Source organism: Streptomyces sp. NPDC027672 (assembly GCF_055566335.1).
In genome coordinates this window covers 264,165-287,508 of sequence record NZ_JBVHSO010000005.1, presented here as the reverse complement: position 1 = coordinate 287,508, position 23,344 = coordinate 264,165, and the positions used below count along the sequence as shown (strand labels likewise).

Sequence of the window (23,344 nt, the reverse complement as noted above, 5' to 3'; positions counted from 1 at the left end):
ACCGGTGATCTTCTCAACACCCGGAACGGGGGAAGCGGTCGCACGGGCAGGGTGGCGCTGTCGCCGGGGACGGAGGCGGTACGGTCTGCGGTCATCTCTGCCGGAAGCGGTGCCGGCTCTTCTCTTGTCACCGGGTACGCCCCTCCTTACGTTTGTGCAGCGAGTCGTCGGACCGGCGGGTACAGCGGCCGGCGCCGGCTCCTGCCCGCTCCTCAGCGCACGACCGACCATGGAGGCGTCATATGCCCACAGCCGTGCCGGATCTGCTGGAAACCGAAGGATTCCGCGACGCGGGTCCGCTGGAGATCGACGACGAGACGATCGTGTTCGAGGACGACGACCGAGGCGACCGCGAGCCCACGGCGTGCCTCTCGGACCCCTGGGTGACCGCCACCACCCGCTTCTCCTGTGATCTGAACTCGTAGCGGTGGCCGTTTCCATCGCCGGCCGCAGCGGCTGGTCCGACGACACCTGGTCGTACCTGAACGATCCGCGGATGCCGGCGATGGAACACGGCTGGAAACTGCACGTCTCCACGCGTCCCGGCGACCTCGACGCCGTGACCCGGCTCGTCCTGCCGGTGCTGTCCCGGCACGTCTGCCACGCGAAGTTCGCCCGTGACCCGGAGACGCTGCGCCGGCTCAACTCCGGGGAGGCGGGCGCCGGAGCCGTCGGCAAGGCGATCACCGTCTACCCTCTGCCCGGCACCGTGGCCGAGGTCGCCCGGGAACTCGCCGCCGTGCTGCGCGACCGGGAGGGACCGCGGGTCGTCAGCGACCGGCGGGTCGACCCGAGGGCCCCGGTCTACTACCGCTACGGCCCCTTCACGGGCGACTACCGGACCGGCCGGAGCGGGCGCCTCGAATCCGTCATGACCGGGCCGGACGGCCGGGTCTTCGACGGGCTGGCCGTCGGCCGCTACCGGTGTCCGCCCTGGGCCGAGGACCCCTTCGCGACCGGCTCCGGAGCCGAGGCCGGGCCGTCCGCGCCCGGCCTCGGCGGCGGACGCTACACGGTCAGCGCCGGCATCGCGCGCACACCGCGGGGCAACGTCTACCGCGCCGTCGACCAGACGCTCGGACGGCCGGTGGTGGTCAAACAGGCGAGGGCCTTCGTGGGCGAGGACGCCTCCGGTACGGACGCCCGCCACCGGCTGCGCAACGAGCGCGCCGTCCTCACCGCGCTCGACGGCGTCACGGGCGTGCCCCGCGTACTGGACTACTTCGCCCACCAGTCGGACGAGTACCTGGTGATGAGCAGTTGCGGCGACCGGGACCTGCGCAAGGAGGTCCTGCGCAACGGCCCCTTCCGGGACGACGACCCCCGGCCGGCGCGCGGCCTGTCCGTCCTCGCCGTACGGCTCCTGCGCGTCCTGGACGCCATCCACGACCGGAACGTGGTCGTCCGCGACCTCAAGCCGGACAACGTCGTGCTCGACGGCTCCGGCCCCGGCCACTGCCACGTGATCGACTTCGGGATCAGCGAGCGGGACGGCACCGGACCGGGAGGGGCGACCCCCGGCTACAGCGAGCCGGTCCTGCGCGCGACCGGACCGGCCACCCCCGCCGACGACCACTACGCCCTCGGCGCGACCCTCTTCTTCGCCGCCACCGGCCTGGACCCGGTGATCGTCGACACCGACCACGAGGTCAACCGGGACCGGACCCTGGCCTGCCTGGCGTGGGCGCTGCCCGGCCGCGCCCACCGGGAGATCCGGGCGGCGGTCGCCGGCCTGCTGAGCTTCGACCCGGCCGTACGGACCGCCGCCGCCGGCCGGCTGCGCACCGGCACGGCCGGCACCGCGCGCCGGCCCGCGCGCCCCCGGATCGACGGCGACCTGCTGGCCGGGATCATCGAGCACACGACCGCGTTCTGCGTCGGTGAGGCGCAGGCGATCGTGGACCCGGTACGGGCCGCACGACTGCACGTGCCCACCTCGGTCGACGTCTACGTCGGCAGTGCGGGACTCGGACTGGAACTCCTCCACCACACGCACCAACCCCATGTGCGTCCGGCCGTCGACGCGTTGGCCCGGTGGACGGCGGAACAGTCCCGGAACCTCCCGGCCGGCTTCTACACGGGGCGCACCGGTGTCGCGCTCTTCCTCGCGGAGGCGGGGTACGCGGCGGGGCCGGAGGCGTACCCGGTGCTGCCGGAGAGCGCCCCGGACGGCGGGCCGCCGGAGGCGGACCTGATCGCGGGCGTCGCCGGCATCGGTATCGGCCGGCTGCTGCTCGCCCGGCACGCCCTCCGGTCCGGTGACCGGGGCGCCGCGGACCGGCACCTCGCCGTAGCCGCCGACTGCGACCGGATGCTGGCCTCGGGCACCGCCCGGCCGGCCCCGGCCGGTCCGGACACGGCCGGCAGCGCCGCGCTCCGCGAGGGCCTCGCGCACGGCGAGGCGGGCATCGTCCGCTTCCTGCTCGCCTACGGCGGCGAGACCGGGGACCCGGAGGTGATCAGCCGCTCCGAGAAGGCCGCCGCGCGCCTGGCCGCCGTGACACCCGGCATCATCGCGGCGGCCGCCGAGCCGGGGGCGACCCGCCGCTACGGCTCGTGGTGCCGGGGCCTGGCCGGCATCGGAACGGTGTTGGTCGAGGCCGCCGAACGCCTGGAGGAGCCCGGGTACCTCGGCCTCGCCCAGCGGGCCGCGCGTGCCTGCGCCGCACTGGCGCCGCGGATGCCGCTGGTCACGCAGTGCTGCGGACTGGCCGGAGTGGGCGACCTGATGGTGGACGTCGCGCGGGCGTCCGGCTCCGAGGAGTTCTGGGACGCGGCCGGGACCGTCGCCCAGCTCATCCTGAGCCGCAGCGGCGGCACTTGGTCCCGGCCCGTGTTCCCGGACACCGGGCTCGCCGGGCCGGGTGCCGGCTGGGCCGGCGGCTCCGCGGGCGTGCTGGCCTTCTTCCGGCGCCTGCACGACCGGGGCGGTCCGCGGCTCGGCGTCGTCGCCTGACCGCCGCCGGCGGCACGGCCGCCCCCGCCGCCCGCGGCGTACCGCGGCGTGCCCGGCGACCGGGCGCGGCCGGCCGGCAGCCGGCCGCGTCACCAGTCTGTCCGGACGGCACGCCTACACCGTGCCGTCCCCCGTGTCCCGGGCGGCGGCGCTCAGCGGCGCCACCGCCTGCCAGCCCACGGTCTCGTACAGCGCCCGGCCTTCGTCGGTGGCGCCCAGCACGGCCGCTCGCGCGCCCTGGCGGGCCCCGGCCTCGGCGAGCGTCCCCATCACCACGCGCCCCAGGCCCCGGCGCCGATGGGCCGGGTGCGTCTCCACCTGGTCGACCACGGCGGCCCGGCCGGTGACCGCGAGCTGCCCGCGCGCGGCGAAGGAGCCGTCGGCGGCGCGCACCACCACGCGCGTGACGTCGGCCCGGTCCCAGCCGAGCAGCCGGTAGCCGTCGGGGAGGCGCGGCGGGGCCTCGACGCCGCCCAGCTCGGCGGCCATGAGCACGGCGTGGCCGTCCAGTAGGGCCCAGCCCGGCGGGAGCCACGCCGCCAGGGTCCGCGCCGGCACGAACGCCTTGAGGGGGATGCGGGGGGCGGTGGTGTTCTCGGCCAGCTTGCGCACGGTCGCCTCGTCGGCGGCGGTCACGACGTGCCGGGCCACTTCGCCGGCCAGGCCCACGTCCACGGTGAACCCCCAGGGCCGGGGCGTCGGCCGGGCCGCGCCCCGCGACACGGCCCAGCCCTCGACCCACGTCCGCACCGCCTCGGCTGTGCTCCTGAACGGCACGACCCCTCCCCGGATGGTAATAAGCACTAGCTAGCTGTAGGCATTACAGCATGGGCGCCGGGGCGGTGGCGACCCCGTCCGGCCGGGGTCCGGTCGCCTCAGCCGTCGGACTCCGGCGACGGGAGGTAGGCACCGGGCACGTCGCGCGGTGCGTAGATCTTCTTCTCACCGGGGTAGGGCCGTGTCCAGTTGTGCGTCTGGTACCAGGTGAGGTGGTCCATCTGCGCGGGGTTGGCGAAGTCGGGCACGGCGTGGGGTCCGGTCAGGCGCTGCTTCGCCTTCCAGGTGTCCCACTCCGCCGCGAGAGACTTCCGTGCCGCCGGCACCTTCGCCGACGGCACTGCCGCGGCCTTGGGGTTCTGCGCCGCGGGGGTGTCCGGGCCGCAGGGCGGCGGGGTCTTCAGGCCGTCGGTCAGCGGGGTCCGGTTGGGCAGCGCGCTGAACGGCGTGTAGTCCGGGTGCCGGGTGAACACGCCCCGCATGGGAGTCGCCGCGCTGTCCTTCTGGTTCATCGGGTGGATCCCGAGGATCTGCTCGATGGTGCGGATCATCGTGATCTGCGTGTAGTAGTGGTCGTCTACGACACCGTGCCGGGCCCAGGGGCTGATGATCTGGACCGGGGCGCGGTGGCCGTCGACGTGGTCCAGGCCCGCCTGGGAGTCGTCCTCGACGACGAAGATCGCCGAGTCCTTCCAGTACGGGCTGTGGGAGATCTCGTCGACGATCCTGCCGGTGGCGAGGTCGTTGTCGGCGACCTGGGCCGCCGGACTCGCCGGGCCGCCGGTGTGGTCGCTGGAGAGCCAGAACATGTTCAGGTTCGCCGGGCCGTTCTTCTCGAAGTCCTGTTTCCAGATCTGCTGGCGGTAGACGTCCGGAACGCTGGTGTCGAACTTCGGGAAGCCGGGCACCGACACGCTGTTGAGCGACGGGATCGGTGACGAGGAGTTCAGCGGGTAGGCGGTGCCCTGCCCGGTCGCGTCCATGTTCTTGGCGTCGCAGTACAGGTTCTGCCAGCTCGCCCCGGCGGGCTTGGTCAGGAACTGCTGGAACTCGCCGAAGTTCCGCACGGTCTTGCCGGCCGCCTGCGCGCCCGTCCACAGGAAGCCGGTCTTCTGGTGGCCGAGGGCGTCGTCCTCGGTGTCGTAACTGCGCGCGTACGCGCCGGCCGAGGACTCCGTGTACTCCGGATTGTCGGCCTGCATCAGCCAGTTGTGGCCCTCGGCGGAGTTGGTGCCGATGTCGTAGGTGTTGTCGTACAGCCCGAACCGCTGCGCCAGCGCGTGCTGGTTCGGCGTCACGTTCTCACCGAACTGGGTCAGCGAAGGGTCGCCGTCACCCTGGGGCAGGTCGCCGAAGACCTGGTCGTAGGTGCGGTTCTCCTTGACGATGAGGAAGACGTGCTTGATGGTCGACGGGTCGCCGATGCGTGCCGGGACCGGCTGCGGCTTCCCGTGGCCCCCGCCCTTGGCCAGCGAGACCGAGCCGGCCTTCCAGCCGTTCTGGCGGAAGACCTCGGCGGTCCGGGAGCGGATGACGCCGTCACGGGGCAGGGTGAACCGGGTCAGGCTGGAGGTCGTGTCGTGGGTGCCGTGGCCGGTGCCGCCGGGCCGGCGGGCGTCGATGCCGCGGGTGTGGGAGACGATCACCTCGTGCCCCGCGGTGGCGATCTCGGCGGGGAAGTAGTCCGCCGGGAGGAGGCCGACGTAACCGACCGGCTCCTGCGGGGAGGAGTAGCGGTAGACGGCGACGGCGTTGGCACGGCCGAGCGTCACCAGCAGGTGGCCGTCGTCGGTGAGCGTCACGGCATCGGGTTCGTAGCCGACCGTCGCCTCCGGCCACGGCTGGGTGGAGATGGTCTGCACGACCTCGTCCTTGGCGGTGTCGATGACCGACACGCTGTTGTCGGCGGTGTTGGTGACGAACACCGCGCCGTGCCGTGCGTAGACCGCGGTCGGGTGCAGCCCGACGTCGATGGTCCGGACGGCGGCGGCGGGGTCGGCCAGGTCGATGACGCTGACCGTGCCCGTGGTGGTGGCGCCGGTGCGCGGGTCGGCCGGCACCTGGGTGCCATAGGAGTTGAGGGTGGAGTCACCGCTCCGCGCGGGCCGTCCGCCCTCGTTGCCGACGTAGAGCGTGCCGCCGACCCGGGCCAGGCCGCGCGGGGCGTTGCCCACCCGCCAGCTCCGCTGGACGGCCCCGGTCGCGGCGTCGAGGGCGACGACCCGGTTCTGGCCGTTGACGGCCGCGTACACGGTGGAGCCGTCGGCCGAGAACACGGCCGCGGCGGCCAGGGCGTGCTTGCCGCCCTCGGCGGGGATCTTCACGGTCACCGGGTCGGCGAGGGTGCCGTCCGCGGTGACCGTGAACTTGGTGTAGCCGTCGGTCTGGCCGAGCCATAGCTGGGTGCCGTCGGGTGAGTACGCGGGGCCTTCCTGGCCGACGGAGCCGGCGGCGATCCGCAGGTCGTCCGCGGCGGAGGTGCCCACGCGCTGCTGCACCCGCCCGGTGGCGAGGTCCACCACGACCAGCGAGGCGTCGCCGTCGGCGACCGAGGCGGCGAGGTGACTGCCGTCCGGGCTGACCGTCGACGACATGATCTTGCCGTCGTCGATGACGAGGCGGTCGCCGTACGGGGCGAGGTACTGGTCGGCGGAGACGACCCGGCCCTTGCCGGTGACCTGGCCGACCTGCTCGGTGCCGAAGTGGCGGGTGTCGGCGAGGGCGGTGCCGGCGGCCAGGGCGGCCGTGGTGATGCAGGCCCCGACCAGGATCGCCCGGCGGCTGACCCGTCTGCCCAGCAGGACGTGACAGTCCTCACGGTCCTGCCGGCGACGGCGCGTTATCTGCATGACGTCATCCCTTCGGGGAGGTGGAGAGGAGCTCGACGGTGCCGTCGAACTGCCACAGCGGGTTCGGTGCGTCGCCGGCCGGGGTCCGGACGAGGAAGTAGCCGTTGACTTCCTTCGGCCCGTCCCCGTCGGCGACGAACCGCCCGTCCGCGGTGATGTCGAGCTGGTAGACGGCCGATCCGGTGGCCTTGACGCCCGGCAGGTGCCAGGAGACGACGCACCGCCAGTCGTTGCCCGGGCCCTCGGCGCCGTCCTGGACACCGGCCTTGGCGCACGCCGCCGTGGTCCTCGACCGCGCCTCCGTGACGGGAGGGCGGTGGAGCTGCCGGGTCTGCATGCGGTACAGATGGGCGAACTCGGTGGCGAGCGCGTGCTCCACCTTGGTCTGCCCGATGCCGGAGCCCGTGGCCCCGGCCGTCGCCGCCACCACGGCGACCGTCGCGCCGAGCAGCCCCGCCAGCGGCAGGACGCCCAGGGTGAACGCGCGGCGCACCGATCCGTCGTCGGTGGGGTTGGTGAAGTCCCGCCGCAGGAACAGGAGACAGGCGAGCGCTGTCGCGGTCACGGCCCACAGCAGGCTCACCGCGACACCGATCAGGAGCGGGGTGAGCTGCGCCGGGCCGGTGAACAGTCCCTTCCAGTCGATGAAGGCGTCCCCGGGCAGGGCGAGACGCACGGCGGCGGGGAGCGGGAGCATCTGGGCGAGCTGCATCGCCAGCGCGACGAGCGCCGGCAGCAGCAGCCCCATCGGGGAGCGCCCCAGTGCGACCGAGCCGAGGAACCCGATGCCGGCCAGGGCCAGGGTCGGGGCGAGCGCGCAGGCCCAGGCGAGAAGGACCATGCCGGCCGCGTCGCCCGGCGCGAGCAGGTGGCCGTCGAGGCCGGTCAGCGGCCGGTTGCCGGCGGTCAGCAGCCCACCGGCCGTGGCGGAGGCGGCCAGCCCGGCCACGAGCAGCAGGATGACGGTGAGAGCGGCCAGTGCCTTCGCCACGAAGATCCGCCGGGGCGAGCGGACGACGACGAGGAGGTGACGCCAGGTGCCGAGCCGGTCCTCGGAGGCGAACACATCGCCGGCGACGACCGAGGTGAGCAGTGGAAGCGCCCAACTGCCGGCGAAGCCGAGGGTCACCAGCGGCCCGGCCCAGCCGGTGGCGTGCATCCACCGGCCGAAGAGGGTGTCCGTGGGCAGCGTGCTCTGCTCGCCGACCCCGGCCACGAACAGCGCCGGCGCGGTCCAGCAGGCCAGGAGCAGCAGGCGGATCCGCCATTGGGCGACCAGCTTGACTACTTCGAAGCGATAGGCCCGGGCGACGGAGACCCGGCCTGAGACGGCGCGGTGTGCGGGGGCGGCTGGGGTGACCCGGGTTTCGTGCGCGGCGGCCGGGGTTTCGTGCGCGGCGGCCGGGGTTTCGTGCGCGAGGGCTGCGGTGGCCGCCGTTTCATGCGCGGTGGCCGCCGTTTCGTGTGCGGTGGCCGCGGTCTCGCGCGCGGTGGCCGCCGTTTCGTGTGCGGTCATCAGCCGGCCTTCCGCTGGACGTCGGTCTGCTGCGGAGTGGCGGCATCGTCCTGCCGCGACCGGCCCTCGTGGGCGCGGGCCGCCGACGGCTCGGTCAGGGCGAGGAACGCCGCTTCCAACGGGGAGACGACGGGCGCGAGTTCGCGCAGCGCGAGGCCCGCCTGGACGAGCCGGACCACGAAGGCGTCCAGGGCGGGCACCTCCGCGCGCACCACGAGCGCCTCGCCGCCCCGGCGTCCCGCGGTGTCGTCGGCCGGGTGGATCCCGGGCGCGCCGACGGCCAGCCGGCGGGCTCGCGCGGGGTCCGACGTGACGATCCGGTAGGCGAGTTCCCGGTTGCCGGCGGCCAGTTCGCCCAGCGGTCCGGAGAAGACGACCCGGCCGGTCGTGAGGATGGTGACCTCGGAGCACAGGGCCTCCAGGTCGTCCATGCGGTGGCTGGACAGCACGACCGTGGTGCCCTCCCGCGCCAGCCGCGTGAGCACCACGTGGACGTGCGTCTTGCCGGCCGGGTCCAGCCCGTTGGAGGGCTCGTCCAGGACGAGCAGCCGCGGCCTGGTGAGCAGGGCCGCGGCGAGGCCGAGCCGTTGACGCATGCCGAGGGAGAAGCCGCGGACGCGATCGTCGGCGACATCCGTGAGTCCCACTTGATCGAGCACGCCGTCGATCCCCGCCGACCGCGGGTCGTCGCCGCGCAGGGCGGCGAGCGCGGCGAGGTTCTGCCGGGCGGTGAGCGAGGGGTACAGACCCGGCCCGTCCACGAAACCGGCGACTCCGCCGGCGTCTTCGAACGCCCGGCCGGCCGGGGCGCCGAGGAGGTCCAGGCTGCCGCTGTCGGCCACGGCCAGGCCCAGCAGCAGTCCGAGCAGCGTGGTCTTGCCGGCGCCGTTCGGTCCGACCAGACCGTGGATCCGTCCCCGGCCCACGTCCAGGTCGACGCCGTCGAGAGCGACGACCTCGCCGAAACACTTGGTGATGCCGCGAGCCCGGATCGCGAGCTGTGAGTCCATGAGCCCCTTCTTTCGCAAGCCTCATGGACCCTAGGCAGCGCACACGACACCCACAGGGATCGTCGGCTGAACGCTCAAGGAACGGAACCCCAAACGGGAGTCAACAGTCCGCCGCCGCGCCGGGATTCCGCCGTAGCCGCCGTGGACGACCCACCACCGCGCCCGCTCCCCCGCCTCCGCCGTGTCCGGGCACGGGCCGGGCGGCGCGTCGCGCGGGCGTCTCTCACGTCCGCCGGCGCGTGGTGACCACCGCGACCAGCCCGCTCAGGAGCACACCGGCGACGAGCGCGGGCGCCGGGGACCACGAGGCGGACAGTATGCCGGCGGCGGTGACGACGAACGGCACGCTCTCGGCCGTCCGTTTCTGGTGCGGCCGGAGGTGGACCGCCCACACGGTGCCCAGGAACACGGTGGCCGGGACGGTGACCGCCAGCGCGGCGCCCACGGCCGACATGCCCGTACGGCGGGTGAGGTGATCGGCGTAGGCGGCCAGGCCCGCGCCCTCGGCGGTGGCCGAGGCGAAGATCAGGTAGTGGCCGTAGGCCCAGGGGAAACGTCTGCGGTGCGCCTGGTGCGTGGTGGCGAGCAGGGTGTGGGCGGGCCGGGTGAAATACAGCCACCACATCGCGAAGGCCATCAGCAGACCGCCGCCGGCCAGGGCGTACAGCGCGCCGGTGCCGTGGTGCCGGTCGAACGCTCCCCGTACGGCGACCGTGGCGGCCGCGACGGACTCACCGAGCACGATGAGGGTGAACAACTCGTAGCGTTCGGCGATGTGGTGCGGATGCCAGGGCGTCATTCCGGCGGACTGCGCCCACACGGGAACCAGGACCTCCGCGAGGATCATGACGCCGATGCCCGGCAGGCGGGCCTGCGCCGGGAGGAACAGCAGTGTGACCCAGCCGAGCTGGCAGACGGTCACCCCGGTGGCGAAGCGGAGTGTCGTCCTGCGCCGGGCGGGGTCGGCGAGCCCGGCCCGCAGCCACAGGGCCGCCAGCGCCGTGCGCAGCACCACGTAGCCGAGCGTGATGACGAGCAGGTCCCCGTGGTCGAAGGCCCGGCCCACGCCGGCGGCGAGCACGAGGGACCCGGTGATCTGCACCAGCACCGTCAGACGGTAGGGGGTGTCGTCGGGGTCGTAGGCCGAGGCGAACCAGGTGAAGTTCATCCAGGCCCACCAGACGGTGAAGAAGACCAGGGCGAAGCGCAGGGCGCCCGAGGCGTAGTGTCCGTCCGCCAGCGCGTGGTGCAGACTGCTCGACGCCTGCGCCACGGCGACGACGAAGCACAGGTCGACGAAGAGTTCCAGCGGGGTGGCGGTCCGGTGCGCCTCCCCCGGATCACGGCCCGTCATGGTGTGCCGCCGGCGCGAGGCGAGGACCGTCCCGGGAAGACCCCCGCGGCTCAACGGAGGGCCCCCGCGACCGCTCCGGCCGTCACCCGGGGCGGCCCGGCCGGGCGTCGCGCCCTCCGGAAGGGACGTACCGTCACACTCATCACCGCTCCTCGCCCAGCCCGTCCGCCATCCGTCGACGCCTGCCGAGGCTAAGGCCCCGGACCGGCGGCAGGAGTCCGCGAGCGCACGGCTGCTTGCACGAGAGCGCATGCCCGCGGTGAGCGCGGGACACCGTGCGCCCGTTCTGACGCGCAACCATCGGGGCCGGTGGGGAGTCTCTTCTTCACCATGCATCGGGTGATCCGGCGGGCAGTCCGCGGGAGACCGGTGCGGATCGTGTTTCGGGTTCGCGGGTGCCGGTCGGCGCCCGCGGGTGTAGGAGGCTTTCGTGCGTAACTTAGTCCGGTTCGTCCTGGCAGCGGCCGTAGTGGCTTCCGTGACCGGCGGCCTGCCGGCCGTCTCGGCGGACCGTGCCGTCGCCGCTCCGGCCCGGCCGGCCGATGACTTCAACGGCGACGGCTACCGGGACCTGGCCGTCGGCATGCCGTCGAAGACGGTCGGCGGCAAGACGGAGGCCGGTGCCGTGCTCGTCACCTTCGGCTCGGCGCACGGCCTGACCGGCAAGCACGTCACCCTCACGCAGAACTCCCCCGGCGTCCCCGGCGCGCCCGGCTACCAGGACCATTTCGGCGGCAGCATCGCCAGTGGCGACCTGAACCGCGACGGCTACGCCGACCTGCTCGTCGGCGCCGAGGGAGACCGGACCGCCGGCACCTCGCTCAACGGCTCGGTGACCGTGCTGTGGGGCGGTCCCTCACCGTTGCGCGGCGGCCTCGCCCTGCCCCCGGGTCCGGCGTACCCCTCACGCATGTTCGGTGCCTCCCTCGCCGTGGGCGACTTCACGGGCGACTCCGCGCCGGACGTCGCCGTGAGCGGTCAGTCCTCGCTGCGGCTCTACTCCGGCACGTTCACCCGCACCAAGGCCCCGGCCGGCCGTGAGGTGACCGGCCCCGGCCCCACCTCCGGCGGGCACCTCGCGGCCGGGGACTTCACCGGCGACGGCAAGGACGAACTGGCCGTCGTCCAGCAGAAGGACACCTTCGTCTACGGCCAGGCCCCGGGCACCGGCGACCCGAGCTCCTTCACCGCGGAGGCCCGCCTGGCCGGCGGAGACACCGTCGCGGCCGGAGACCTCAACGGCGACGGCCGCGACGACCTCGCCGTCGCCCTGTCCGACCCCCGCCTCAACCCCAACGGACTGGCCGACCCCAGCCACGGCTCCGGCTACGTCACCGTCCGCTACGGCAGTCGCTCCCTCTCCGGCGGCCTGGCCCCCGCGGGCCGCGTCTACCACCAGGACACCGCCGGCATCCCCGGCACGGACGAGAAGGACGACGAGTTCGGCGCGGCGCTGTCCATCGCCGACATCACCGGTGATCACCGCGCCGAACTCGCCATCGGCGTCCCGTACGAGGCCCTCGGCCGCCACGGCCGCGCCGGTGACGTGCTGGTGCTGCGCGGCGGCGCCGGCGGGCTCACCACCACCGGCGCCGCCCGCTACTCACAGGACACCGCCGGTGTCCCCGGCAGCGCCGAGCACAACGACGTCTTCGGCTCCCGGGTCCGCCTCGCCGACTTCGACCGCGACGGCAGAGCGGACCTCGCCGTCACCGCCCCCGGCGAGGACGTCTACCGCAACCAGGGCAGCGGCGGCCTCTGGCAGTTCCGGGGCACCGGCGCCGGAGTGAGCACGAGTGGCGTCCGTGTCTTCGGCCCCGAGGACTACGGTGTCGCGCCCGGGTCCGCCATCGGTGAGACCCTCCTCGGCTGAGACCGGGACCGCGGAGCGCGCGGCGACGGGACGCGAGGTGAGCGGGAAGGCAACGCCTTCCCCGGTCGCCGGTGTCCGCCACCGGACGCGGGTGGCGGACACCGGCGACACCAGCCCGCGGAGCACCTGTTCGCCCCGCACGGGCGGTGGGTCTCAGGTGACCGGGCCGGGCCGGGCGGGCTGCGGGTCGTAGGCGCTTGTCCGGGCGATGGTGTGCAGGTGACGGGCGGCGGCGAGCAGGTGCCGGTGGGTGGTGTAGAGGGCGTTCACGCCGAAGCGCAGCAGGTCCGGGGCGCGCATGTCGATGATCACGCCGCGGTCCGCCAGCGCCTGGGTCAGGCCGTGGGCGTGGGGATGGCGCAGGGCGACGTGGCTGCCGCGGCGTGCGGGATCGGACGGGGTGACGGGTTCGAAGCCGAGGGGGGTGAGGAGTTCGGTGGCGCAGTGCAGGAAGAAGTCCGTCAGTGACAGGCTTTTGGCCCGGACCTGGGCCAGGTCGACGCCGTCGAAGACGGTGAGCGCGGCTTCGAGGGCGAGCAGGGACAGGATCGGCGGGGTGCCGATGCGGGCGCGGGCGATGCCCGGTGCGGGTGTGTAGTCGCGGTTCAGCCCGAAGGGGTCGGCGTGGCCGGTCCAGCCGGCCAGGGGGGTCCGGAGCGCCTCGTGGTGGCGGCGGGCCGCGTACAGGTACGCCGGTGCGCCCGGGCCGCCGTTGAGGAACTTGTAGCCGCAGCCGACGGCGAAGTCCACGCCGAGGGCGTCGAGGTGCAGGGGGAGCGCGCCTGCCGCGTGGCACAGGTCCCACAGGGCCAGCGCGCCGGCGCGGTGCGTGGCGTCGGTCAGCGCCCGCATGTCGTACAGCTCCCCTGTGCGGAAGTCGACGGGCGAGTAGCTGACCACGGCGACGCGCTCGCCTTCGGCGGCGAGGAACGGTGCCAGGTCGGCCGGGGCGATCCGCCGTACGTCGAGGCCCTGGAGGTCGGCCACCGACTGGGCCAGGTAGCGGTCGGTGGGGAAGTGGCCGGGGTCGGTGACGAGCAGGGTCCGGCCGGGGCGCAGCGCGGCGGCGGCGCTGAGCGCGGTGAACAGCTGCACGCTGGTGGAGTCCCCCGCCAGGGTCTGCCCCGGCGCCGCGCCGAGGAGGCGGCCGACGGCGTCACCCACCCGCAGGGGGGCGTCCCACCAGCCGTTGGTGTTCCAGGAGCGGATCAGGTCGGTGCCCCACTGCCGGGACACGGCGTCGCCCAGGGCCTGGGGGACGGCGGCGGGCAGGGGGCCCAGGGAGTTGCCGTCGAGGTAGACGAGGTCGTCCGGGAGCAGGAACCGCTCGCGGAGGGGGGCCAGGTGGTCGTCGGCGTCGAGCCGGGCGGCCTGTTCGTCGAGTGCGGCGAGGGTGGTCGTCACGTCTGTGGGGCCTTCCGGCTGTCGTGGTGCGGGCGCCGTGCGCCGAAGGCGGCCGACATCTCCCCCAGGGTGTCGGCGACCGCCCGGGCACCGGGCGCGCCCGGTTCGATGAGTGTGTAGTGGCCCGTGCCGGGCAGCACGATGGTTCTCAGGTCACGGTGTACGGCCGCGTAGTCGGCGAACTGGGTGAGCGGGACCTCCTCGTCGACGGCGCCGTGCAGCAGCACGGTGGGCACGCCGGTCGTGCCCGCCTCGCGCAGCAGGGTGAGGGGGTCGACCGAGGGCAGCCGTTCCTCGAACACGTCCTCGCCGCCGAGGAGTTGCAGGGCGGCGCCGTTGCTGAGGCCGTCGCGGCGGGTGGCGGCGAGGTCGGTGAGCGGGGCGAGCGCCAGGACGCCGGCCGGCAGGCCGGTGGTGTGCCAGCGCGAGCCGGGCGGCAGCAGGCCGCGGGCCGCGCACCACAGGGCGAGGTGGCCGCCCGAACAGTGCCCCGCCAGGAGGTACGGCCGTCCCTGGGGCAGGGTGTCCACGATCCGGGCGATGTCGTCGAACGTCTCGGGGTAGCCGCCGGCGCCCCCGGACCGGCGGAAGCCCGGCAGCAGGACGTCGAAGCCCTGCTCCCGGAGGTAGGCCGCGAAGGGGGTCAGGTGCATCCGGTCGTAGCGCCAGTAGCCGCCGTGCAGCAGGATCACCAGCGGGGTGCCGGGGTCCCGGGCGGGCCAGGCGTCGTAGACCTGGTGGGGGTGGTCGCCGTAGGAGCCGTGCACCGGTGCCAGTACCGGCTTCAGGCTCAGCACCCGTTTCTCTTCCTCGGCCGCGAAGGCGGAGACGGTCCTAGAGACCACCGCGCACCTCCCACAGCTCGGGGAAGACGGGGCGGCCGGCGCGCCGCTCCAGCCAGGCCAGTCCGGTGGAGCCGGCGCTGCCGGACTTCGTGCCCATGGCGCGGCGTACGACCATGACGTGGTCGAAGCGCCAGCGCGTGACGAGTTCGGCGATGTCGGTGAGCAGTTCGCCCAGCGCGAGCAGCGGGTGGTACTGCGGGCCGGTATACACCCGCCGCCATGCCTCGGCCACGCCCGGGTCCGGGGTGTACGGGGCGGTGACGTCCCGGTCCAGGACGTGCCCGGGGACGGGCAGGCCCTCCCGGTGCAGGAAGCGCAGCACCTCGTCGTAGAGGGACGGTTCGCGGTAGGTCCGTGCGAGTCCCTCGTGGACCGCGGCGTCGCCCTGGTGGAGGCGGAGCATCCCGGCGGACTTGTCGCCGAGGAGGAACTCCATGTGCCGGTACATGGCCGACTGGAAGCCGGACGCGCGGCCGAACGCGGCGCGGAACCCGTTGAACTGGGCGGGTGTCAGGGCGGCGATCGGCGCCCAGGCAGCGTTGAGGGCGGTCAGGACGCGGCGGCTGCGCACCAGGGCGTCCATGGCCGCGTGCAGGTCGTCCTTGGCGAAGGCGTTTGCGGCGGTGCGCCACTCGTGGACGGTCAGGGTGAACCACAGCTCCATCACCTGGGTGGTGACCAGGAAGCCCATCTCGTCGGGGGCCTCGGTGAGGGGGTGCTGGAGTGTGTTGAGGACGGACGCGCGCACGTAGGTGTCGTAGGGGCTCGCGCCGGGGAAGGGCTGGGTCAGCGGGTCGGGGTCGTCCGCGAGGGGCGGGGCGGCGGACGTGCTGTCGTTCACGGCGTCTCCTGGTGCTGCCATGGGCCGGGAGCAGGGTCGTGCGGCCGGGGCGGGCCGCCGGCCGTGGGGAACGGGAGCGGGGGCGGGGTGGCCGGACGGCTGTCTCATACGCCGAGGTGGACGCCGCCGGAGGCGTCGATCCACTGGCCGGTCACCCAGCGGGCGTCGTCGCTCGCCACGAAGGACACGACGTCGGCGATGTCCACAGGCCGGCCGAGCCGCCCGAACACGGAGGCGTCCGAGTACCTCTGCCGGATCTCCGGGATGCTCAGCGTGGGGTTGATCTCCGTCTCGGTGTAGCCGGGGGCGACGCTGTTCACGGTGATGCCCCGGGGGCCGAGTTCCTGCGCGAGGGAGAGGGTGAGGTAGTCCAGGGCGGCCTTGGTCATGGTGTAGGCGACGATCGCGGGGAAGGCGACGCGGGTGGCCACCGAGGAGACGTTCACGATCCTGCCGCCGTCGCGCAGCCGGTCCAGTGCGCGCTGGACGATGAAGAACGGTGCCTTGGTGTTGATGGCGAACACCCGGTCGTAGTCCGCCTCGGTCACGTCGGCGATCCGGCGCGGGAGGGTGACGCCGGCGTTGTTGACGAGGATGTCCACGCCGGGGTGCGCGTCCTGGCCGGCCAGGGCCCGGTCGAACGCCTCCCAGAGCGTGTCGGCGTCCCCGGGGACGCCGAGTTCGGCGTGGACGGCGAAGGCGCGGCCGCCGTCGTCCTGGATCTCCTCGACCGTGCGCTCGGCCGCCGCCTCGTCGTGCCCGTAGTGGACGGCCACGAGGGCGCCCTCCCGGGCCAGGCGCCGGCTGATGGCCCGGCCGATTCCGCGGCTGCCTCCGGTGACCAGGGCGGTTCTGCCCTCGTGCCGCAGGGTGGTGGTCAACGTCGTCTCCTTCGGGCGAGTGGGCGGGGAGCCTGGGCGCACGGGATGTGCGCCGGGTCAGGCGTCGAAGTCGAGGGTGAGTTCGGTGCCGAGCGGCCGGGCCCTGCACACGAGCGTGTAGCCCGCGGCGATGTCCTCGGCGTCGAGGGCGTACTGGGGTGCCGTCGTCACCCGGCCGGACAGGACGCGGGCACGGCAACTGCCGCACACGCCCTCACGGCAGGCGTAGGGCACGTCGGGGTGGGTGCGCAGCAGGGCGTCGAGGACCGTGTCGTCCTCGGGTCCGGCGGTCGCCGGGCGGCGGCGGCCGCCGAGCAGCGCGGTGACGCGGGTCCGGGTCTCCTGCGCGGCGGTCTCCGGCGGGTCGGGCGGCGCGCCGTGCGGCGGGGTGCCGGCGGGAGTGAACGTCTCCCAGCGGGTCAGGGCCGCGTCGGCGCCCCAGGCCGTGAGCGCCCGGCGCACCGCGGCGACCAGGCCGGCCGGGCCGCACAGGGCGAACGTGGTGCCGGGGCCGGGGCGGGCGTCGACCGCGCCGAGCAGGCGCGGCAGCGTCGCGCCGTCGATCCGCCGGCCCGGCAGCCCGCTGCCGTGCTCCTCGCGGGTCAGGACGTACAGGACGGTGAGGCGGTCGACGAACGCGTCCTTGAGTTCGGCCAGTTCGTCGGCGAGCAGGGCGTCGGCGGACGTCGGGACCGAGTGGACAAGGGAGACGCGGCAGGCGGGGTCCTCGCGCAGGGCGGTGGCGGCCATGGCGGCGAGCGGGGTGATGCCGGAGCCGCCGGCGATCAGGACGTGATGGCCGCCGGGCAGCTCGGGCAGCGCGAACGCGCCCGTGGGCGACGAGAGTTCGAGGAGGTCGCCCGGTGCCAGCGCGGTGGCGGCGTGGGCGCCGAAGCCGCCGGGTGCGCCGCGTTTGATCACCAGGCGCAGCGCGTCCGGGTCGCCGGGCGGGGGGCACACCGAGTAGCTGCGGCGCAGTTCCGCGCCGGCGACGCGGTGCCGGACCACGACGTGCTCGCCGGGCCGGTGGGTGAAGACCTCGCGCAGGGTCCCGGGCACCTCCAGGGTGACCGCGACGGCGTCCCCGGGCAGGTGCCGGACCTCGGTGGCCCTGAGCCGGTACCAGCCGGTGCGCCGGGGGCGGCCGAGGGGGCGCGAGGAGGCTGCGGGGGCGGAGGTGCCCGAGGAGTCGATGGTGTTCACGGTCCGCCTCACAGCGCGCTCAGGTGGGGGAACAGCTCTTGGCATGCCGTGCAGCGCAGTACCGACTGGCAGCGGGTCGGTCCGAAGGCGCTGTGCGGCCGGGTGGCCCGGGAGCCGCAGTGCGGACAGGGCACCCGGGCCAGTGCGACGGGGACCGGACCGCCGGCCGGGGCGGGTGCGGGCGGGGCGATGCCGTGGGCGGCGAGTTTCTCCCGGCCGGCCACGGTGACGCGCTCCGTCGTCCACGGCGGGGACAGCACCTGCCGCACCCGTCCCCCGGGGTGGCCGTTCGCGGCCAGCACCTCCCGGATCGCGGAGACGATGGCGGGCAGTGCCGGGCAGCCCAGGTAGGTCGGGGTGATCTCCACTTCGAGCACTCCGTCGGCGGCCGGGCCGACCGAGCGGATGATGCCGAGGTCGCCGAGGCTCACCATCGGCAGCTCCGGATCGGGCAGTGCCTCCACCAGGTCCCGGACCCGCGCCACCGCGCCGACGGGACGCGAGGGTACGCCGGACCCGGAGGCCTCCGGCACCGCCCGGGGCGGTGCCACAGGCGCCGCGGGGAGGTTCCGGCCGGTCACCAGCGGCCCCCCGGGAACTGGCGGTACACCGACTGCATCTCGGCGATCAGCGGTCCGAACTCCTCGGTGTGCAGCCCCGCCCGGCCGCCCCGGGCCTGCCAGTGCGGGACCGGCGGGGTCAGGCCGGCCCGGGTCACGACCGCGCCGACCCGCCGTTCCCACTCCGGGCGCAGCGGGGCCGGCGAGGGCACCGTGCCCGCCGCCACGAGGTGGCGCAGTACCTCGTCCTCGTCGAACAGCTCGGCGGTGTAGGGCCACACCCGCTCCAGGCCCCGCTGCATACGGCCGGAACTCTCGGGGGTGCCGAGTCCCAGCCGCAGCGTCCAGGTGTCGGCGTGCATCCGGTGGAAGGCGACCTCCCTGGCGGCCCGTTCGCCGAACCCGGCCAGCCGGGCGTCGGCGCAGCCGGCCAGGGCCTCGTAGTACAGGACCGCGTAGTGGGTGTAGGCGAGCTGCCGGGCGACGGTCGCCGCGAAATCCCCGTTCGCCAGTTCGGTCAGCAGGACGTTGGTGAACTCACGGTCGCTGCGGGTGAAGGCGAACTCGTCCTCGCTGCGGCCGGTTCCGTCGACCTGTCCGCTCAGGGTGAGCAGCGTGCGGGCGTGGCCGATCAGGTCGAGGGCGATGTTGGACAGCGCCATGTCCTCCTCGATGGCCGGCGCCCGCGTGATCCACTGGCACAGCCGTTGCCCGAGGACGAGGGCGTCATCGCCGAGGCGCAGCAGATGCACGGCGAGATGGGCGTCGGCCCGGCCGGCTCCGGTGGCCGTGGCGAGGTCAGTCGAGAGGGTCACCGTCGGGGCCTTCCTCGGTCAGTGGCGCGAACTGCTCCGGGTACCGGTAGGGCTTGTGGCGGGCGCCCGCGAAGAACGGATCGCGTTCGTCCGGGGAGGCCGCGTGCACGGCGTCCGAGCGGACCACCCACAGCGACAGCGGATCGCCGCGCCGGGTGTACAGATCCCGGGCCCGCAGCAGGGCGGTGTCCGCGTCGGCGGCGCGCACGGACCCCACGTGCTGGTGGGCGAGGCCCCGGCGGGGTCTGAGGAAGACCTCCCAGGACGCCGGGGCGCCCTCCCGCTGCCGGCTCATCCGCGCTCACCCGCCCGTTCCCGCACCCCGCGGGCCGCGTCGGCACGCGGGTCCGTGCCCGCGTCCGTGCCGGTCTCCGGGTCCGTGCCGGCGTCCGGGGGCAGGGGCGCGCCGTCGGTGCCGAAGCGCGCGGCGTACGCCGCGGACGCCTCCCGTACCCAGGCTCCGTCGTCGTGCGCCGCGCGCCGGTGTGCGACGCGCTGCCGCGACCAGTGCGTGTCGTCCCCGAGCGCCGCGCGGTAGACGTCCCAGTCGACCGGCGTGAAGTCGTAGTGCCCGCGCTCCTCGTTCCAGCGGACGGCCGGGTCCGGGAGGGTGAGCCCGAGGCGTTCGGCCTGCGGGGCGCAGACGTCGACGAAGCGCTGGCGCAGCTCGTCGTTGGTGTGCCGCTTGATGCCCCAGGCCATGGCGCGGCGGGAGACCGCGGCGCCGAGTGCCGCGGTACGGGCGTCGGCGCCGCCCGCCTCGGTGTCGGGCGGGCCGAACATCAGCGCCACGGCCGGCAGCCACCAGCGGTTCACCGCGTCCTGGGCCATCGCCTTCTGTTCGGGCGTGCCCTCGCACAGGGCGCGCATGAGGTCGTAGCCCTGCCGCACGTGGAAGGCCTCCTCCTGGCAGACGCGGCGCATCGCCCGGGCGTACGGCCCGTAGGACGTACGGCACAGGGGGGCCTGGTTGATGACGGCGGCGCCGTCCGTCAGCCAGGCGATGGCGCCGGTGTCCGCCCACGTCAGCGCGGGGTGGTTGAACGTCGCCGAGGCCCGCTGCCGGCCCCGGTGCAGGGCGTCGAGCAGGTCGGCCCGGTCCACGCCCAGGGTCTCGGCGGCGGAGTACAGGTACAGCCCGTGCCCGGCCTCGTCCTGGACCTTGGCGATGAGCACCGATTTGCGGTGCAGGGAGGGCGCCCGGGTGAGCCAGGCGCCCTCCGGCTGCATGCCGATGATCTCGGAGTGGGCGTGCTGCGCGATCTGGCGGATCACCATGCGGCGGTAGCCGTCGGGCATCCAGTCCCGGGGCTCGATCGTCTCCCCCGCGGCGATGAGGCCGTCGAAATGCGCGGCCAGCTCGTCGGGCGCGGGGGCGGCCGGTTGTGCGCTCACGCGGCGCCTCCGCGGCCGGTCTCCGCCACGGCGGTCACGTACCGGCCTGTGGACCGGACGTCTGGCCTGGGCACTGGCATCACTCCTTCGGCGATTCCCGGGGTGCGGCACACCCGGCGGGTGGTGGCGCCCGTTGCGCCGGGCGGGCCGGGGGCGCGGTCTCCGTCTCGGAAAGAGGTCCCGCACGGGCCCGGCTATCCCCGCGCCGACCGGTGCGGGCGCGTGACAAAGCTCACGCCGGGCCGTGGGGATCGCCGTGCGCGGGGCGGGCCTCTTGTTCGGGTGACACCGCACCCACGAAGAGCGCCCGGCGGCCACCGGCTGCGGCGGAAGGGGAGAACATGAGCACCATCAGGCAGTTGCTGGTCGAACTCACCGGGACCGAGGAGTTCGCCGACGCCGAGCGGATCGGTGACGACGTCGACCTCGCCGCGAGCGGCATCGACTCCGGCGACCTGGTGCGTCTGGTCCTGCTCGTCGAACAGCGGCTCGGGGTGGAGATCACCGCCGACGACATGGAGGGGCTGCGTTCGATCGCCGACTACGAGCGGTTCACGGCGGAGCGGTCCGCCGTCGGCGCCGGCGGTGCGTGATGTGGCTGACACAGCTGCTGGAGCGCAACCGCCAGTGCCGGCCCGACCGGCCGGCGCTGGTCGACGAGCGGCGCCGGCTCACGTGGTCGCAGCTGTACGACCGCACGCGTGAACTCGCCCTGGGCCTGGCCGAGCTGGGCATCGAGCGCGGGGACCGGGTCGCGGTGCTGTCCAAGGACCGCGTCGAGGTCCTGGAGGCCTACTTCGCGCTCGCCCGGCTCGGCGCGCTGTTCGTCCCGCTGAACCACAGTCTGGCCGCGCCGGAGGTCACCGGCATCATCGAGCGCGTCGGGGCGGTGGCCGTCCTCGGCGAGTCGGAGCTGCTGGACCGCCATCGCGAGCTGCCGGCGTCGGTGCGGATCAGGATGGCTCTGGACAAGCCGGCGTTCGAGGCCCTGGGCACCCTGGCCGCCGAGCGCGACCTGCCCGAGGTCGCCGACACCGACCCGATCGCCGTGCTGCACACCTCGGCGACGACCGGGCAGGCCAAGGGCGTCACGGTCGACAGCGCGTCGTTCCGTGCCATCGCCCTGGGCTGGCTGGTCATGGCACGGCCCACCGACGACATCGTCATGGTCAACTGCTGCCCCCTCTACCACGGCAGCATGGTGGTGTCCCTGACCTACCTGGCCGCCGGCGCCACCCTCGTGCTCATGCCCGGGTTCACCCCGCAGCGCGCCCTGGCGGCGGTGGAGGAGCACCGTGCCACCCACATGTGGCTGGTCCCGCAGATGCTCCGTTTCCTGCTCCAGGCCAAGGGCGCCGAGCGCGCCGGCCTGTCGTCGCTGCGGGAGATCCTCTACGGCGCCGCGCCCATGCCGCTGGACGTGTACGCCGCGGCCGTGGAGCGCCTGGGCTGCGGTTTCCGGCAGGTCTACGGCATGACGGAGGTCGGCGGTCCCTTCGTCACCCTCGGTCCCGACGAGCACCCGGCCCCCGGGGACGTCACCGCCCGCATCCCCTGCGGACGGGTGATCCCGGGCATGTCCGCCCGCGCGGTCGACGAGGCCGGGCGGGAGGTGCCCCGCGGGGCGATCGGTGAGATCGTGGTGCGCGGACCGGGTGTCATGCAGGGGTACTGGAACGACCCGGAGGCCACGCAGGAGATCAGCCGCGACGGCTGGATCAGCACCGGTGACCTGGGGTTCGTCGACGACGAGGGCCGTATCCACCTGGTGGACCGCACCAAGGACGTCATCATCCGGGCGGGGCAGAACGTGTACCCCTCGGAGATCGAGCGGGCCCTGATGTCCCACCCGGCGGTCCGGGACGCCGCGGTCGTCGGCATGCCCGACGAGGACTACGGCGAGGTACCGCTGGCGTACGTCGCCGCCGAGCCGGGCACCGGGGCCACGGAGCTGCTCGCCCACGTGGGACAGTTGCTCGCGCCGTACAAGCGTCCGCGGCGGGTGGAGTTCATCGAGCAGGTGCCCCGCAACCCGGCCGGGAAGATCGTCAAGAAACTGTTGCGGGCCTGACCGGTGCGCCCGTCCGACCGCCCGGCGCCGGCCGGCCGCCGCCCCGTGGGCACGCTCCCCCGCGCGGCGGCCGAGTCCGGTGCCGTGGTGACCGCCCGGCTCCGCCCGCTGCGGCCCGCGTGGGCGGCGGCCGGGCTCGGGCTGGGCATCGCCGTCGTCTCGGACCCGCGGGCAGTCGCCGCGGGGCCCGCCGAGGAGGCCGCCGCCGCTGCCATGCCGGAGCGGCGGCGGCTCGAGTTCCTGGCCGGCCGGCTCGCCGCACGGCGCGCGCTGCGCGCGGTGGGACTGGACTGCGGGCAGATCCCGCGGGAGGGCCGGCTGCCGCGGTTCCCTCCCGGACGGGCGGCCTCGATCACGCACAGTGCGGGGGTCGCGGTGGCCGTGGCCCGGGCCCCGGGCCGTGACCTCCCGCTCGGCTGTGATCTGGAATTGCGCGGACTGCCGGCCGCGGCGGCGCGGCTGGTCCTGTGCGAGGACGAGGCGGACCTGCTGCGCGTTCCCGGACCGGACGCGGTGCCGTGGTCGGTGACCTCGCTGTTCTCGGCGAAGGAAGCGGCGTGGAAGGCCCTGCACACCGGGCCGGAGGCGCTGCCCGCCGGGGTGCTCACCAGCCTGCGCGACCTGCGGGCGCGCCCCCTCGCCCGCGGACTGCGGATCGCGACCCGGCGCGGCCCGGCGCTCGCCGTGCGCGTCGAGGTGGTGGCGGTGGGCGCGGGCGTCTTCAGTACGGTCCTCGGCTGGGCCGGCCGCTGACCGGCGGCCACCACGGCCCCCGTCCCCCGCGTCGGCGCGCGGGACGGGGGCCGTCGGCGTACGCCGGTGCGCCCGGTGCCCGGGGACACGCCCGCTCTCTGCCGCCGCCACGCGGGTCCGCCCGTCGCGGGTGCGCGCGGACGGTCGAGGGCCGACGGGTGGGAGACGAGGACCGAGGCACCGCCGCGCGCGCCTCCACCGCCTCCCCGTCCATGCCGGCTCGGGTCGTGCTCCCCGCCCG

20 protein-coding genes are annotated in these 23,344 nt (G+C 74.5%); 6 read left to right on the top strand and 14 right to left on the bottom strand.

Features of this window, described 5'->3' with window-relative positions:
* The first annotated feature begins 242 nt into the window (after window positions 1-242).
* Window positions 243-425, top strand: coding sequence for an SflA family class IV lanthipeptide (locus tag ACZ4SV_RS14840; protein ID WP_365880122.1), 183 nt, complete (start codon window positions 243-245; stop codon window positions 423-425).
* A 2-nt stretch (window positions 426-427) separates the two neighbouring features.
* A complete protein-coding gene (lanL, locus tag ACZ4SV_RS14835) occupies window positions 428-2,956 on the top strand; it encodes a class IV lanthionine synthetase LanL (protein WP_468004458.1) in 2,529 nt (842 codons plus the stop codon).
* 114 nt (window positions 2,957-3,070) lie between these two features.
* Here lanL and ACZ4SV_RS14830 read toward each other — a convergent pair whose 3' ends face one another.
* From ACZ4SV_RS14830 to ACZ4SV_RS14810, 5 genes are all read right to left on the bottom strand, one after another.
* Complete coding sequence (locus ACZ4SV_RS14830; RefSeq protein ID WP_468004456.1) at window positions 3,071-3,733, bottom strand: GNAT family N-acetyltransferase; 663 nt, start codon at window positions 3,731-3,733, stop codon at window positions 3,071-3,073.
* Window positions 3,734-3,831: 98 nt separating this feature from the next.
* On the bottom strand, window positions 3,832-6,582 hold the full coding sequence (locus ACZ4SV_RS14825; protein ID WP_468004454.1) for an alkaline phosphatase family protein: 2,751 nt from the start codon (window positions 6,580-6,582) through the stop codon (window positions 3,832-3,834).
* Between the two features lie 4 nt (window positions 6,583-6,586).
* Window positions 6,587-8,098, bottom strand: coding sequence for an ABC transporter permease (locus ACZ4SV_RS14820; protein ID WP_468004452.1), 1,512 nt, complete (start codon window positions 8,096-8,098; stop codon window positions 6,587-6,589).
* Window positions 8,098-9,108 carry an ABC transporter ATP-binding protein gene (locus ACZ4SV_RS14815; RefSeq protein WP_468004450.1) on the bottom strand — a complete coding sequence of 337 codons (1,011 nt, stop codon included), beginning with the start codon at window positions 9,106-9,108 and terminating at the stop codon, window positions 8,098-8,100. The genes ACZ4SV_RS14820 and ACZ4SV_RS14815 overlap by 1 nt, the downstream gene beginning before the upstream one ends.
* Window positions 9,109-9,331: 223 nt before the next feature.
* The gene (locus tag ACZ4SV_RS14810; RefSeq protein ID WP_468004448.1) at window positions 9,332-10,462 is read right to left on the bottom strand and encodes a low temperature requirement protein A; all 1,131 of its coding nucleotides are present in this window, start codon (window positions 10,460-10,462) and stop codon (window positions 9,332-9,334) included.
* Between the two features lie 430 nt (window positions 10,463-10,892).
* On the opposite strand from ACZ4SV_RS14810, the gene ACZ4SV_RS14805 reads away from it, so the two are divergent.
* A complete protein-coding gene (locus tag ACZ4SV_RS14805; protein WP_468004446.1) occupies window positions 10,893-12,335 on the top strand; it encodes an FG-GAP-like repeat-containing protein in 1,443 nt (480 codons plus the stop codon).
* A gap of 153 nt (window positions 12,336-12,488) precedes the next feature.
* Here ACZ4SV_RS14805 and kynU read toward each other — a convergent pair whose 3' ends face one another.
* The 9 genes from kynU to paaA all read right to left on the bottom strand — a co-directional run bounded on the left by kynU (window position 12,489) and on the right by paaA (window position 20,279).
* Window positions 12,489-13,739 carry a kynureninase gene (kynU, locus tag ACZ4SV_RS14800; RefSeq protein ID WP_468004444.1) on the bottom strand — a complete coding sequence of 417 codons (1,251 nt, stop codon included), beginning with the start codon at window positions 13,737-13,739 and terminating at the stop codon, window positions 12,489-12,491.
* Entirely contained in the window at window positions 13,736-14,584 is an 849-nt protein-coding gene (locus ACZ4SV_RS14795; protein WP_468004442.1) for an alpha/beta hydrolase, read from the bottom strand. The genes kynU and ACZ4SV_RS14795 overlap by 4 nt, the downstream gene beginning before the upstream one ends.
* Entirely contained in the window at window positions 14,574-15,425 is an 852-nt protein-coding gene (locus ACZ4SV_RS14790) for a tryptophan 2,3-dioxygenase (RefSeq protein ID WP_365881812.1), read from the bottom strand. Before ACZ4SV_RS14790 ends, ACZ4SV_RS14795 begins: the two co-directional genes overlap by 11 nt.
* Window positions 15,426-15,529: 104 nt before the next feature.
* On the bottom strand, window positions 15,530-16,306 hold the full coding sequence (locus ACZ4SV_RS14785; RefSeq protein ID WP_468004440.1) for an SDR family oxidoreductase: 777 nt from the start codon (window positions 16,304-16,306) through the stop codon (window positions 15,530-15,532).
* Between the two features lie 57 nt (window positions 16,307-16,363).
* A complete protein-coding gene (locus ACZ4SV_RS14780; protein ID WP_468004438.1) occupies window positions 16,364-17,509 on the bottom strand; it encodes a 2Fe-2S iron-sulfur cluster-binding protein in 1,146 nt (381 codons plus the stop codon).
* 8 nt (window positions 17,510-17,517) lie between these two features.
* Window positions 17,518-17,994, bottom strand: coding sequence for a 1,2-phenylacetyl-CoA epoxidase subunit PaaD (gene paaD / locus ACZ4SV_RS14775; protein ID WP_397946365.1), 477 nt, complete (start codon window positions 17,992-17,994; stop codon window positions 17,518-17,520).
* A gap of 92 nt (window positions 17,995-18,086) precedes the next feature.
* Window positions 18,087-18,884, bottom strand: a complete 798-nt coding sequence (gene paaC, locus ACZ4SV_RS14770) for a 1,2-phenylacetyl-CoA epoxidase subunit PaaC (RefSeq protein WP_468004436.1) — start codon at window positions 18,882-18,884, stop codon at window positions 18,087-18,089.
* A complete protein-coding gene (gene paaB, locus ACZ4SV_RS14765) occupies window positions 18,868-19,179 on the bottom strand; it encodes a 1,2-phenylacetyl-CoA epoxidase subunit PaaB (RefSeq protein ID WP_365881802.1) in 312 nt (103 codons plus the stop codon). Before paaB ends, paaC begins: the two co-directional genes overlap by 17 nt.
* The gene (gene paaA / locus ACZ4SV_RS14760) at window positions 19,176-20,279 is read right to left on the bottom strand and encodes a 1,2-phenylacetyl-CoA epoxidase subunit PaaA (RefSeq protein ID WP_468004433.1); all 1,104 of its coding nucleotides are present in this window, start codon (window positions 20,277-20,279) and stop codon (window positions 19,176-19,178) included. The genes paaB and paaA overlap by 4 nt, the downstream gene beginning before the upstream one ends.
* Window positions 20,280-20,620: 341 nt before the next feature.
* Here paaA and ACZ4SV_RS14755 point away from each other — a divergent pair, with 341 nt between their 5' ends.
* The 3 genes from ACZ4SV_RS14755 to ACZ4SV_RS14745 are packed head-to-tail and all read left to right on the top strand — an operon-like array spanning window position 20,621 to window position 23,103.
* A complete protein-coding gene (locus ACZ4SV_RS14755; protein ID WP_365881798.1) occupies window positions 20,621-20,872 on the top strand; it encodes an acyl carrier protein in 252 nt (83 codons plus the stop codon).
* Window positions 20,872-22,350, top strand: coding sequence for a class I adenylate-forming enzyme family protein (locus ACZ4SV_RS14750; RefSeq protein ID WP_468004431.1), 1,479 nt, complete (start codon window positions 20,872-20,874; stop codon window positions 22,348-22,350). Before ACZ4SV_RS14755 ends, ACZ4SV_RS14750 begins: the two co-directional genes overlap by 1 nt.
* 45 nt (window positions 22,351-22,395) lie before the next feature.
* Window positions 22,396-23,103, top strand: coding sequence for a 4'-phosphopantetheinyl transferase (locus tag ACZ4SV_RS14745; protein ID WP_468004429.1), 708 nt, complete (start codon window positions 22,396-22,398; stop codon window positions 23,101-23,103).
* Window positions 23,104-23,344: the final 241 nt, after the last annotated feature.